The following is a 13,292-nucleotide window of genomic DNA, read 5'->3' as shown; positions in this document are numbered from 1 at the left end:
ACATGTTCATCGACTATGAAATAGCGGTCATTGGCGCCGGGATCACGGGGGCGAGCATTGCCGCCAAGCTGTGCAGCTCCGGGGTATCAGTTGCCTTGATCGACAGGGCCACGGCCGGCAGCACAGGCGCAAGCGGTTATTCCGGCGGCCTGGTGCGCCTGTATGACGGCGACCCGACGCTGATGGCGCTGGCAGCGTACTCGATTACCCAGATGGACGATGCCCTCTTTGCCGCCACCTATGCCCGTGCGTTACGACGCACCGGCGTTATCTATCGAGGGGCGAGCGACCAGGAAGACAAGCTGCGCCGAGCCATCGAGCGATATGGCAGCGAGCGCTACCCAATGCGGATGGTGCCGAATCATCAACTCGATGGCCGTCGCTACCCGCATTGTCTGGCGCAAGATCGTGCCAACCTGTTCGAACCTCACGCGAGCGTCGGCAATGTGCGTCAAGCCGTTGCCGAGCTGTGTCAGGTGGTGCGCCAGCAGGGGCTGCTGCTGGAGCACTGCGAGATCAAGGCCATCGATTGCCGCGCTGCCGACCTTGTATTCATCGAGCTGGGCGATGCGACGCTACGCTGCCGGAGCGTAGTGGTCGCCGCGGGAGCCTGGAGCCAGCATCTGCTGCCCTGTGTGGGGCTTGAAGTGCGTTCGATTCCTCTGGCCAGGGTGTTGACTGACAGCGACTGGTCGATGCCGGTCATCGATGCTGTCACTCAGAGCTACGCCATCCCGCTGACCCGCAACATAGTGCAGACCGGCTGCGGCCTTCGCGACAGTGCATTACGGCCGGAGCACCTGGTACAGCCTGATGAACGTCATGCGCAGGATGCCCGCCAGCGCATCGCCCAGTTGAGTGGCTCTGACAAGAACGTCCGCGTGCTGGACGTGCTGCCAGGTTTCGACAGTTACAGCGTCGACGGTCGCCCGCTGGTGGGGTTTTGCGATAAGCAAAGCCCGGTTTACCTGGCTGCCGGCCTTTCAGGGTTGGGCTTCAAGTTAGCGCCAGGGATCGCCCGGATCGCTTTCGAGCAACTGCGTGGTCATCTGGCCGGGAAAGACCGTTCTTGCCCTGACTGGTCAGCCCTGTCGCCGCAGCGACTGATGCCGGGCCGTCACCCGGCGAGCGTGCAGCCATGAAGCCGGTTGTCACACACGCAGCGCCTTTGCGAGTCGGCGTCAGTGCGCTGTTCGACCCCGATGACACGCCCCATGCGCGGACCTTCATGCGGGCGCTGGCGATCGGGCGAAACTGCCTGCCCGGGCTGGCTCAGGTGCAGTGGCATTTTCTCGATGACGGTGCGCACGCCATTCGCGGCGCTGAAGTTGCGCGGCACATGATCGACTGGAAAGCGGATGTCGTCGCAGGTCATTTTTCGTCGGATGCGGCCCTTGGTGCTGCACCGCTTTACGAGCAGGCCGGCATCGCGCTGCTGACCCCGGCAGCGACGATCGATCGCCTGACGACGGAGCATCACAACGTGTTTCGTTTCTGCCCCTCGGACCGGCAACTGGCTGGCGATCTGGCCGACTGGCTGGCGTCCCGCGGATGGCAGCGCGTACAGATTCAGGCCGATGACAGTGCGCACGGTCAGGCGCTGGCCGCCATCCTCGGCAACGCGCTGGCTCGCGCCGGGCTGCAACGTTGCCACGCCCGTGCTGATGTGGAGGTGTTTGCCGGTCGCCTCAAGGCCAGCCGCGAGCACTGGCGCGCGCGACGAAACGCTGGCAGCACTCGACCTCTGGTGCTCACCGACGACGCAGCCTCGCCTCATCTGGGCTGCGCGCCAGAACAGGACCGCAATACCTTCGTCATCGGCTTCGGGGTTCCCGACAGCGCCGCAAGCGTCTGTCAGGCCGCCGCGCTGCACCGGGCTTTTTTCGCCAGCGAGCCGCACACCTATTTCCGCGAAAGCCTGCTGATGCTTCACGTGCTGGCCGGGTTGTCCGGCCAAAGGCGCGCGCGACCACTGTCGGCGACGTTGCATGACAGCGTTTTCGCCACCCCGATGGGCGCCGTCAGCTTTGACCGGGGGGAGTACCGAAGCGCGCAGAGCTGCATCTGGGCCCTTGGTCCGACAGGGCTGACTCCCGCAACTCGTTGACCGGAAACACCAAGAACAGCGCTTTACGCCAAATCTAAGGACAGGAATTTCATGGGTAACTCGATACCTAACTCTTTTCATTCGGACGCCGTTTGTATCGGTTTCGGCCCCGCCGGCATTGCGCTGGCCTGCGCTGTGGAGGACGCAAGGGAGGCCAATGAGCCGCTGGGCAGTCTTTCCATCCGCTACCTGGAAGCTGCGCCGGACACTCAATGGCACCGCGAACTGCTGCTCGCCGGCACCGACATCAACCATCACGTGTTTCGTGATCTGGTGACGCCACGCAACCCGCGCAGCCGTTTTTCGTTCGCCATGTACCTCAAGGACCAAGGGCGGATGTTCGATTTCGGGCTGCTGGGGCGCCCGGCCAGTCGCCATGAATGGTCGGATTACCTCGCCTGGGTTTCCAGGCAGGTGGACGCCCGCACGCTGTTCGATACGCCAGTCACCGAGATTGACCCGGTGATCCGCAACGGCCGCTTGCAGGAGGTCAGAGTCCATACGCTGCAGGCCAGCTTCATCACGCGCAATATCGTGTTGTCGAGCGGCAGTGCGCCGCGGGTTCCGCCTGAGTTCGAGGCGTTGCTTGGCCCGACGCTGTTTCACACGTCGCAGTTTCTGACCCGGCTGCAAGCCTTTGGCGAGCACCTGCCCAAACGCTGGCTGGTGCTGGGCTCGGGACAGAGTGCCAGTGAGTCGGTGCTGGAACTGCTCAGCCGCGACTCATCAATCGAGGTGCATTCGGTGCATCGTTCCGCCGGGTTCAAACTGACCCAACTGGGCCAGTTCCCCAACCGGGTATTCGCCCCGGAGCACGTGGATTATTTCCACAGCCTCGACCCGACGGCGCGGCGTCGCTTTCTCGACTGCAGCCGCTCGGCCAACTATGCCGGGATCGACCCGGATGAAAGCCAGAAGCTGTTTTCGCTGATCTACGAGGATGCCATCGCAGGCCGCAAGCGCCTGCAAACCTGGGGCTACAGCGCAATTACCGCTATCGAGCCAGAAAGGGATGGCTATCGGGTTGTGCTGACCGACACCTTCAGTCAGCGCAGGCAGGTGCTGGAAGTCGATGCCGTGGTGCTGGGCACCGGTTATCAGCAACACCTCATACCGCCATTGTTGAGTGGGCTGCAGCCTTGGCTCAAGTCGGATGCGGACGGTGGTCTGGCCATCGATCGCGATTACCGCGTCGCAATGCAGGGCCATTGCAACGTGAACATCTGGGTCAACGGTCTCTCCGAACGTAGCCACGGTGTCAGCGACAGCCAGTCGTTTTCGCTGATGGCGTTGCGCGCCGGGAGGATTGGCGCAGGGCTGGAGCAGGCCCTGGAACCGAGCGTCGATTCAGCCTTGCTGGCGCAACGGACATGACCTTCATGCACAGGACAGCTGAATACCACAGCCTCGGCGACATCGTTCACGATCAGACCTTCCTGAAAGTGACGGGCATCGGTCAGGACTTTTTCCTGAAGATGGAGTCGCTCAATCCCGCCGGGTCGATCAAGCTCAAGACCGCTGTCGGGCTGGTAAACGACGTTCAGGCACGCGGCCTGCTGGGGCCAGAGACAATTCTGATCGAGTCATCGTCAGGCAACCTTGGCGTGGCGCTGGCGATGATCTGCGCGGAGCGCGGGATTGCGTTCACCTGCGTGGTTGACCCCATCAGCTCCAGCCATAACATTCGCATGATGCGCAGCTACGGTGCCGAGGTCATTAAGGTCGACACGCCTGATGCCAACGGCGGGTTCCTGGGGACGCGCATTGCGCTGATTCGCGAAAAGGTGGCCAGTGATCCGCGTCATGTCTGGCTCAATCAATACGAGAATGCCGCCAACCCACGCGCTCATGCCCGAACGACGGCGCATTCGATCAGCCAGCATTTTGGTCATGTGGACTACCTGTTTGTCGGTGCCGGAACCACTGGCACGCTGATGGGCTGCCTTCAGCATTTTCGCCGGCACCATCCGACCACACGCATCATCGCCGTCGACAGCGTGGGCTCGGTGACGTTCGGCACGCCTGCCAGCCGACGTTTCATTCCGGGTCTGGGCACCAGCCAGCTTCCGCCGATCTTTGATGCCGAGGGTATTCATGCGCTGGAAATGATCCCGGAAGCGCGCACCGTTGCCATGTGCCGCATTCTGGCGCGCAGCAAGGGCATGCTGGTCGGCGGTTCTACCGCGACGGTAATCGCAGCTGTACACGCCTGGCGCGAGCGCATCGAGCCCGGTTCGGTAGTGGTCGCGTTATCGCCGGACTGGGGCGAGCGTTATCTGGACACACTTTACGATGATCATTGGGTCGAACAACGTTTTGGCCGTGGCGTGCTGTGCATGACCCTGGCGGATCTCGAATCGCCAGAGTCGAGCGTTGAGCACCCGTTCCGCAAAAGCTTCTGCGGGAGCGAACGTGCTCGCCAAAGTGGTGATTTCGCCATGACGCCTTCGCGAGCAAGCTCACTCGCGCAGACTGTAGACTCAACCCTCTTGCAACAGGCGCCATTTCACGTGATTGACGGGGAGGTGGTTGCGCGCTTGCTGGCAGCTGACCCTCTGACCTGCATTGATGACGTTCAGGCAGCTTACCTGGCCCATGAGGCGGGGCAGACGATCAATCCTGACAGCTATTTTCTGCGTTTTCCCGAGGCGCCGGCCAATCGCATTATTGCCTTGCCTGCCAGCCTGAACGGCGCAAAGCCGGTCAGTGGCATCAAGTGGATCTCCAGTTTTCCGGGCAACCTCGACAGCGGGCTGCAACGCGCCTCGGCGGTGCTGATCCTCAATGACCCTGCGACCGGCTATGCCTTTGCCTGCCTGGAAGCCTCACGGATCAGTGCCATGCGCACGGCAGCGTCGGCAGTGCTCGGCGCGCGCTGGATGAATGGCCATAGGCGCCATGTGCAACGAATGGCGTTTGTCGGTGCAGGTTTCATCGCCAGAACCCTTCTCGACATGTTTGTCAGTGACGGCTGGACGATGGGCTCGGTGAGCGTCTTTGATGAGCATGAGGCATCGGCGCAGGCGCTGGTCCGGCATGCTACCGATCGGTATCAGCTGGAAAGTGCGCAAACCGACCTGCCAGTCAGCCTGCAGGCTGATGTGGTGGTGTTCGCCACGACGGCGCCCAGCCCTTACGTGCTGGACCCGGTGTTTCGGCCTGGCCAACTGGTGCTGAACATTTCGCTGCGCGATCTGGGTCATGAGGTTATTGCCCGGGCCAATAATATCCTTGATGACATTGACCATTGCCTCAAGGCGCAGACGTCTCCCGACCTTGCGGTGCGCCACTATCACGATAGCTCGTTCATTACCGGCACCCTGGCGCAATTGATGACCGGGCAGATTGAATTGAGCCCGGATCGGGCATCGATCTTTTCGCCATTCGGGCTTGGCGTGCTTGACCTTGCGGTAGGCCAGCGCATTTATCGCCAGGCACTTGCGCAGGGTCTCGCGCTGCCGGTGCCGCAGTTCTTCTTTGAACCGAAGCGCTGGTGATGGCCATGAAGACACAGATCATCGCCATCATCGGCATGGGCTCGCGTGGTCTCAGCGTGCTGGAGCAACTTATCGGCCTGAGCCGGCACGCTGATCGGCAACCGCTGCAGATCGAAGTGTTCGACCCACAGCCTCCGGGCAGCGGATTGCACCACGCGCAACAGCCGGATTACCTGATGCTGAACACAATGGCTGGGCAGTTATCGGCGTTTTCAGCTGCGTTTCCGGCCTGCGAGCCGCCGGGCCGGACCTTTTTGCAATGGTGCCACGCCGAGGATGTCCGGCTTGACGAGCGCGGTCATGTCAGCCGCGATGGACAGGGCAGGCCGGTGACGTTTGGGGATTTCTTACCGCGGGCCTTGCTGGGGCGCTATTTACAGCACAGTTACCGCTTTCTTCTGACGCAATGTCCGGCGCATGTGCAGGTTCGTTATCACGCCGAACAAGTATTCAGCTGCCGGCCACAGCCCGACGCGGCGGGTTTCACGCTGCGCAGCCTGAACATTGCAAGGGATGTCGACGCCGTGTTCCTCACCAGCGGGCACGCCTCAGACGCATTCGGGCCGCAAGAAGTCGGCGACGTCGTGGCAATCGAAGGCTTGGGACTGACTGCGATGGACCGGTTGGCGAGCCTGACCGAGGGGCGCGGAGGGCGTTATGTGCGCGACGCAGGGTTTGCTGGCTGGCGTTATCTGGCGTCAGGGCGCGAGCCCAGGGTGTTTATCTACTCGCGCAGTGGGCAACCGTTCCGTGCCCGACCGCATTGGCATTCATCAAGCGCCGCAGCGTTTCCCAGGCTGTTTTTTACCGCTGCCACCATTGCCCGTTTGCGTGAGCAGAAGCCGGGCGGGCAGCTCGACTTTACCGCCGATGTACTGCCGCTGATCAAGGACGAGATGCGCGCAGTGTTTTACCAGGCCAAAGTCCGGCTCGATGCGCCACGACAGTTGGCGTCAGTCCAGCGGATGCTCGGCGAAACCGATTCCAGGCAGGCGTTGTTTGCCTGGCTGGCCGATCAGTGGGGCGAATTTGACCCTGGGCAATGGCTGATCCTCCGGCCTTGGTCAGGCGCAATGGACGCCTACGAAGCATGGTTGGTGGCGTGGATCAAGCAAGACCTGGCGTTGAGCCGTCTGGGCACAGCGCATAGCCCGATCTGCCAGGCGCTGGAGGTGTGGCGTGACTATCGCGACCTGTTGCGCAGCGTCGTGGATCGCAACGGCCTGACCGAGTCTTCGACGCTGGAGTTTTACCGCCTGTGGGCCGGGCTTTCCAACCGACTCGTCGGTGGGCCGCAAAAAGAGCGTCACGAGGACCTGCTGGCGCTGATCGAAGCCGGCGTGGTGACGGTTCTTGCGCCGACAGGTGACGCGCAACGTAAAGACATCCCGTTGGGCAGTGTCATCTGCGCCAGGGTCAGTAGCAGCGGTTTATCAGGCGCCAGCCGGTCCGCTAAGGGCGTTGAGCTGATCAACGATCTGCTTGCGCAGGGCCTGATTCGGCCAGCGCACGCATGGCCCGCCGACGGCATCGAGACTGACTCGCTGGGGCGCGTCATCGGCCGCGAGGGTCAGGCTAATGCGCGGCTCTGGGCGCTGGGGCCTGCGGTAGAAGGTTGCACGTTCTACAACCACTACGTCCCGACTCCTGACCCTGGCTGCCGAGCGCTCACCGAAGCGCATGAAGCGGTGAAGTCCTGCCTGGAAAAACTGGCAAATCTCTCTTCAAGTTGCATCACATTTCAATTTAATAAAGCTGTTTAACTGTTTGATTAAAGGGTAATTAATTTATGAGTGAAATAACTTTGCTGATGGCGTTGGCTGGCGCGTTCATCGTTTTGATCATCAGCCCCGGTCCGAACTTTCTGGTCATCACTCAACTGTCGCTCAGCCAGTCCCGAACGCAGGGAGTATGCGCAGGGCTGGGCGTTGCCTCGGGCAGCATCCTATGGGCCTTGCTGGCGGCCACCGGGCTGGGGCTCATCTTCCAGCAAGTGCCTTGGCTGCAACCAGCTTTGCAATTGCTCGGAGGCACTTACCTTGCCTGGCTTGGCGTCAAAAGCCTGCGCAATGCGGGTGGCTCGCCAAAACCCAGGGACATTGCTGCGTTGGGCATCGGCGGCCCTGGACGCGCCTACCGTTTTGGCTTGCTGACCAACCTGACCAATCCCAAGGCGCTGGCGTTTTACACCAGCGTATTCACCACTGTCACCTTGCCGGGCATGCCTGTGTGGGTGCGCGTTGCAGGGGTGGCGATCATCGCCGTGCTGGCGATCTCCTGGTTCGTGCTGTTGGCCACGCTGTTTTCGATCCCTGCCGTGCAAGCCCGCTATCGGCGAATGAAGAGGGTGATAGACATCGTAACCGGCCTTTTCATGATCGCGTTCGGCCTGCGCCTGCTGGTCGGTTTGCTGCCCGCAAGCGTCTTTAATTGAAACGCTCATCTCATTGATATTCAAGGAATAGAACGATGAACAGCAACAACTGGCATTACCCGACTTCAATTCGCGCCGGTGCCGGACGCGTCAATGAGCTGGCCGACGCCTGTAGGGTGACAGGCATCAAGCGACCGCTGTTGATCACCGACAGCTTTCTTGGCGGTACTGACATGATCGCCAGTGCCGTGGAGGATTGCCGCCTGCAACTGGGCCACTGCGGTGTGTTCGACCGGGTCAAGGGCAACCCGACCGGCAGCAATGTCGCCGAGGGGCTCGAGGTTTATCGAAGCGGCCGTTACGACGGCGTCATTGCGTTTGGCGGCGGTTCGGCGCTGGACGCCGCCAAGGCAGTTGCCCTGATGTCCGGCCAGAACCGCCCGTTGTGGGACTTCGAAGACATAGGGCATAACCATTTGCGTGCCGATCCCGAGGGTATTGCCCCGGTCATCGCATTGCCGACCACCGCCGGGACTGGCTCTGAGGTGGGCAGGGCGTCTGTGATTACCGACGAGCAGGCGCGGGTCAAACGCACGATCTTGCACAGTCGCATGATGCCTCGCATCGCCATTCTCGATGCCACATTGACGCTGGGCTTGCCAAAGCACCTGACCGCTGCCACGGGAGCTGATGCGCTGACTCATTGCATGGAAGCCTGGTGTTCACCGGTCTGGCACCCGATGGCTGAAGCGGTAGCGGTCAAGGGGATGCAGATGATCAAAATGTTCTTGCCCAGGGTGGTCGCCGACGGGCAGGACCTGGAGGCGCGTCAGCAGATGCTGGTGGCGTCCAGCCTGGGGGCTGCGGCGTTTCAACGTGGTCTGGGCGGTGTGCATGCCATCGCCCAAAGCCTGGGCGCCCTTTATGACCACCATCACGGTTTGTTGAATGCGATCCTGCTGCCCTACGTGCTGGAGGCCAATCGCCCGGCGCTGTCCACACAAATGGATGATCTGGCGGTTTACCTGCGCCTGCCGAGTCCGAGCTTCGACGGGGTGATGGAGTGGGTGTTGAGCCTGCGCGACCAGATCGGCATTCCATCTACGTTGAGTGCCATCGGCATTGATGAGCGTGACGCCGAATTGGTCGGGCGCATGGCGTTTGCCGATGGCTGCTCGCACACCAACCCGATTCGTCATTCTGCTGAAGTCTATGCACAGGTATTCAGCCGTGCAGTAAAGGGGCATTGAGGCATGGCGCAGCTGGATGACCTGACCGTGCAGCGCGTGGATGAGGTCTGGAGCCGCTTTGTCGATCAGGGCCGGATAGTCGGCGGAGTGTTGCTGCTGGCCCAGCAAGGCCAACTGCGCTATGCCAGCGCACGAGGCTGGGCGGATCGCGAACAGCAGCTTGCGGTCAGTCGTGCGACGCGCTTTCGCCTGGCCTCACTGACCAAGCTGCTGACCTCGGTGACTGTACTGCGGCTTTGCGAACTGGGCGTGTTGAGCCTGTCCGCCGCAGTAACCGACTGGCTACCGGCATTTCGGCCATGCATGACGGATGGCCGCGAGCCGGTCATCACCTTGCAGCAATTGCTGTCGCACACCGCAGGCCTGAGCTACGGTTTCGACCGGCCCGTCAATAACGCTTACCTGCGGGGCGGCGTGTCCGACGGGCTGGACTGCGTTTCGTTCGATCTGCGGGAGAACCTGAGCCGGCTGGCGAGGTTGCCACTGCTGTTCGAACCTGGCAGCGGCTGGGGGTATTCGCTGGCAACCGATGTTCTCGGCGCGGTGGTCGAGCAGACCACCGGGCAGCGATTGTCCGAGGCTATCGCTCGCTGGGTCACCGGCCCGCTGCGCATGCAGGCCACGTCATTCCGTCACGAACCGCATCAATCGCTCTCGTGTGCCTACAGGCATGACGGTCCGGGCGCGGAGCTCATTGGCAATGACGATGTTCTGCTGCTCGACAGCGGTCAGGCGTGGTTGTGTTCGGCCCGTGCCCATGACGCGCAGGCCTATGAGTCGGGTGGCGCAGGGATGCTGGGCAGCGCCGATGACTATTTGCGGTTGCTGGAGTGCCTGCGGCTCGGCGGCGCGCCTTTGTTGAGTCCGTCCAGTACCCGGAGTCTGCTGGGCAATGCGATCGGTGCCACGCCTGTCGCTCATCGTGGCCCGGGCTGGAAATTCGGGCTGGGGCCGATGATTCTCGCCGATCCCTCGGCTGCCAGACAGCGGCAGGGCGCAGGCACCTGGTCGTGGTGCGGCCTGTATGGCAGCCATTATTGGGTCGACCCGATGTGTGGAATAAGCCTGGTCGCCATGACCAATACCGCTATCGTCGGCGCTTGGGGGGAGCTCGCCGAATCAATTGTCGACGCGGTGTACGTCAGGTCCGGGCGAACTGCTTGCGGTAGCTGCTCGGGCTGATCCCTACCAGATTGCGAAAGTGTCGACGGAAGGACTCTTCCGAGCCAAAACCGGCCCTGTCCACCACTTCATTCAGACGCAGTTTCGAGGATTCCAGCAGTTCTTTGGCGTACGCCACACGTTCGCCAAGCAGCCAGTCATACGGGGTCAGACCTGTGCTTTCCATAAAACTGCGGTGCAGGGTGCGGGTGCTGAGCGACGCCCGCGACGCCATCTCCTTGATGGTGTGCGGGCGTTGCAGATCACCGCGAATCCAGTCCATGAGGTTGGAAATCGGCCCGTCGCTGGCCGATACCAGTTGCCGTGAGGCGTACTGCGATTGTCCGCCTTCGCGATGCGGCGGGATGACCATGCGCTGCGCGACCATATTGGCCACCCGAGAACCATGATCGTTGCGCACCAGGTGCAGCATCATGTCCAGCCCGGCCGCGGAGCCGGCAGCAGTCACGATGTTGCCTTGGTCGACATACAGCTCGTTGGGCTGAATGGTCAGCCCCGGGTACATGGTCGCCAGCAAATCGGTATAGCGCCAGTGGGTGGTGACCTTATGCCCGTCGAGCAGCCCGGCCGCTGCCAGCACGAAAGCCCCGGTGCAGATCGAGCAGATTCGCGTGCCGCGTGCATGAGCGGCCTGAAGCTGCTCGATCAGGCGCAGAGGGACTTTGGATTCCACGCCGCGCCAGCCCGGAACGATGATGGTATCGGCGTTTTCCAGCAGCACTTCGCCAGGCGTCGGAACAATGGTGATACCCCCGGCTGCGGTGATCGGGCCGTCATCTACCGGGAAGGTGGCGAACTCATACCAAGTCACCCCCAGTTCGGGTCTTTTAAGGGCAAATACCTCGACCGTGCAACCGAATTCGAAGGTGCAGAGCTGGTTGTAGATGAGGGCGACAACGAGATGATTTTTCATGGCGCGATGTTACCGGATATTGGCATTTCAGCCAGTAGTTTGTAGCGGCGTCACTGCGTAATCTGCCCCGGTGAAACCTTAACATGCAAGCGGTCTGGCAAGCAGACCCAGGAGCCAATTCGTGCCACTCAATATCGGTATCTACGTTTATGACGACGTCGAGGTTCTCGATTTCGCCGGCCCCTACGAAGTGTTCACTACCGCAACACGCATGCATGCTCGCAACACCCGTGATGACCGCCAGTTGTTCAACGTATTCACCATTGGCCGCAGCACCGCATCGGTGCGTGCCCGCGCCGGTTTGAAGGTCGATCCTGACTTTTCGATCAGCGACCATCCACCTGTCGATTGCCTGATCGTTCCAGGAGGGGTGATCACTGCCGAACTGGAAAAGTCTGACGTGATTCGCTGGATCAGTGAGCAGTCGCAGCCCGGTCGTGTAATCGCCGCAGTGTGTACCGGGGCGTTCTTGCTGGCCAAGACCGGCAAGCTGGCCGGCAAGCAGGTGACCACGCACTGGGAAGACATCAACGACCTCAAGGAAATGTTTCCTTCAGTGGACGTGCTTAGCACCCTGCGTTGGGTCGATGAAGGCTCATTCGTGACATCGGCCGGCATTTCAGCCGGCATCGATATGAGCCTTCATCTGGTGGAGCGTCTGCACAGCCGGGAGCTGGCCGAGCGTACTGCGCTGCAAATGGATTTTGACTGGACCGAAAACGACTGAGTCATCCCCGGTAGCCAAGCCATTAGCAAGGTCGCTGCCGGCAAACCAGACGCGTCAGAGCGCACTGCTGACGATCAATGCGACGTAACCATATCCGCCGTTACCCGGGATATCCAGCCTGCGGATACCACGCATCACGCTGTGCGCCCGAAACCTGCATAGCGAACGTTCCACGGACAGCCAGCAGTCGCTTTGCCACGCTTGAGACATCTCTTTGAATTGCCGACAGGCCGGGCAGTCCGGTGTATCGGCGGGGGTTTCTGCATTCCCGATTTTTCAGTTCAGCAGCCTTCAGCCCTGCGGCTGGCCCGCGCCCACCCCTAGCAAAACAGAGTTCAGGACATGAAAACCCACTTCTTCAAAGTCGTTCAAACCGTTGCACAGCACGGTTCGTTCTCGGAGGCCGCGGCCATTCTCGGGTGCAGCCAGTCCAACATCAGCTATGCCATCAAGGAGGTCGAAGACTTCTTCGAAAAGCGGCTGTTTATCCGCAGTCGGACCGGCTGCAAGCTTACCCCTGATGGCAAGGTCATTACCCAGACACTGGGGACCGTCATGGCCACCCTCGAGCAATTAAAAAAAATGGGGTGAGTGGCAGCGTAACCATCCATTACCACACCCATATTCGCGAGACGAGCCTGTCCGCTTCACTGGATTTTCTCGCCCGTCATTACCCCGATATCCACTTGAATGTACTGTACCCGGGCGAGCAGAACCCTTCATTGAATGCATTGATCAAGGACGCGGCCGACATTCTCATCCTGCCCGGTACGCTGCTGAGCGAGCACTACATGGAGCACCATCAGTGGTCTGACCATTATGTACTGGTCGCCGCGCGCGCCAGGCGGACGCTACCGCAGAGTTTTGTCGAGCTGTCCCAGGTGTCACGTTATGTGGCGTGGCGGCATCCCGGCGTGGAGCGCCTGCATCAGCAACTGGCATCGGCTCAGGTCAGGCTCAGCCAACGCGGAGAACTCACCTGTCTGGAAACGCTTATGGATCTGGTCGCCAAGCGCCATTGCATCTCTATCGTGCCCAGCATGTTGTTGCGCGACGGCTTCCGTGAGCTGGAGCAGATTGCGCTGCCTGTGATGGTCATGCGCCAGATCAGTGTGGTGGCTCGTCCGGCCTCATTGCTGTCAACTGCGGCCAATGCCGTGATTCAAGCGCTGAAAAAGCCGGCGCCCCCTGCGGCGCTGCATTATTGAGTCGGAAAAAACTGTCGCAGGGCTGTCGGCGGCA

12 protein-coding genes are annotated in these 13,292 nt (G+C 61.2%); 11 read left to right on the top strand and 1 reads right to left on the bottom strand.

Annotated features, from left to right (window positions below; genetic code table 11):
* The first annotated feature begins 2 nt into the window (after window positions 1-2).
* The 8 genes from POR16_RS12765 to POR16_RS12730 are packed head-to-tail and all read left to right on the top strand — an operon-like array spanning window position 3 to window position 10,410.
* Complete coding sequence (locus tag POR16_RS12765) at window positions 3-1,142, top strand: NAD(P)/FAD-dependent oxidoreductase (protein ID WP_005886710.1); 1,140 nt, start codon at window positions 3-5, stop codon at window positions 1,140-1,142.
* Complete coding sequence (locus POR16_RS12760; protein ID WP_005886711.1) at window positions 1,139-2,107, top strand: ABC transporter substrate-binding protein; 969 nt, start codon at window positions 1,139-1,141, stop codon at window positions 2,105-2,107. The genes POR16_RS12765 and POR16_RS12760 overlap by 4 nt, the downstream gene beginning before the upstream one ends.
* 51 nt (window positions 2,108-2,158) lie before the next feature.
* Window positions 2,159-3,481, top strand: a complete 1,323-nt coding sequence (locus POR16_RS12755) for a SidA/IucD/PvdA family monooxygenase (protein ID WP_005886713.1) — start codon at window positions 2,159-2,161, stop codon at window positions 3,479-3,481.
* Between the two features lie 5 nt (window positions 3,482-3,486).
* A complete protein-coding gene (gene sbnB / locus POR16_RS12750) occupies window positions 3,487-5,604 on the top strand; it encodes a 2,3-diaminopropionate biosynthesis protein SbnB (protein WP_122381314.1) in 2,118 nt (705 codons plus the stop codon).
* Window positions 5,604-7,367, top strand: a complete 1,764-nt coding sequence (locus tag POR16_RS12745; protein WP_005886717.1) for an FAD/NAD(P)-binding protein — start codon at window positions 5,604-5,606, stop codon at window positions 7,365-7,367. Before sbnB ends, POR16_RS12745 begins: the two co-directional genes overlap by 1 nt.
* A 26-nt stretch (window positions 7,368-7,393) precedes the next feature.
* Window positions 7,394-8,038, top strand: a complete 645-nt coding sequence (locus tag POR16_RS12740; protein ID WP_024670064.1) for a LysE family transporter — start codon at window positions 7,394-7,396, stop codon at window positions 8,036-8,038.
* Between the two features lie 35 nt (window positions 8,039-8,073).
* Window positions 8,074-9,228 carry an iron-containing alcohol dehydrogenase gene (locus POR16_RS12735; RefSeq protein WP_024690679.1) on the top strand — a complete coding sequence of 385 codons (1,155 nt, stop codon included), beginning with the start codon at window positions 8,074-8,076 and terminating at the stop codon, window positions 9,226-9,228.
* A 3-nt stretch (window positions 9,229-9,231) separates the two neighbouring features.
* The gene (locus POR16_RS12730; RefSeq protein WP_162010095.1) at window positions 9,232-10,410 is read left to right on the top strand and encodes a serine hydrolase domain-containing protein; all 1,179 of its coding nucleotides are present in this window, start codon (window positions 9,232-9,234) and stop codon (window positions 10,408-10,410) included.
* On the opposite strand, the gene ftrA is transcribed toward POR16_RS12730, so the two are convergent.
* Window positions 10,370-11,323, bottom strand: coding sequence for a transcriptional regulator FtrA (gene ftrA, locus POR16_RS12725; protein WP_005886730.1), 954 nt, complete (start codon window positions 11,321-11,323; stop codon window positions 10,370-10,372). The two genes, POR16_RS12730 and ftrA, sit on opposite strands and share 41 nt — an antisense overlap.
* Window positions 11,324-11,444: 121 nt before the next feature.
* On the opposite strand from ftrA, the gene POR16_RS12720 reads away from it, so the two are divergent.
* The 3 genes from POR16_RS12720 (at window position 11,445) to POR16_RS12710 (ending at window position 13,258) form a co-directional block, all read left to right on the top strand.
* Window positions 11,445-12,050, top strand: a complete 606-nt coding sequence (locus POR16_RS12720; RefSeq protein ID WP_005886732.1) for a DJ-1/PfpI family protein — start codon at window positions 11,445-11,447, stop codon at window positions 12,048-12,050.
* Window positions 12,051-12,392: 342 nt separating this feature from the next.
* A complete protein-coding gene (locus POR16_RS12715) occupies window positions 12,393-12,641 on the top strand; it encodes a helix-turn-helix domain-containing protein (protein ID WP_005886735.1) in 249 nt (82 codons plus the stop codon).
* Between the two features lie 47 nt (window positions 12,642-12,688).
* Window positions 12,689-13,258 (top strand): LysR family transcriptional regulator substrate-binding protein, encoded by a 570-nt coding sequence (locus POR16_RS12710; protein WP_230855681.1) that lies wholly within the window; start codon window positions 12,689-12,691, stop codon window positions 13,256-13,258.
* Window positions 13,259-13,292 lie beyond the last annotated feature (34 nt).

This window comes from Pseudomonas coronafaciens pv. oryzae str. 1_6, from assembly GCF_000156995.2.
GTDB lineage: Bacteria > Pseudomonadota > Gammaproteobacteria > Pseudomonadales > Pseudomonadaceae > Aquipseudomonas > Aquipseudomonas tremae.
The sequence above is the reverse complement of the archived record's forward strand: the minus strand, read 5'-3'. Positions and strand labels throughout refer to the sequence as shown.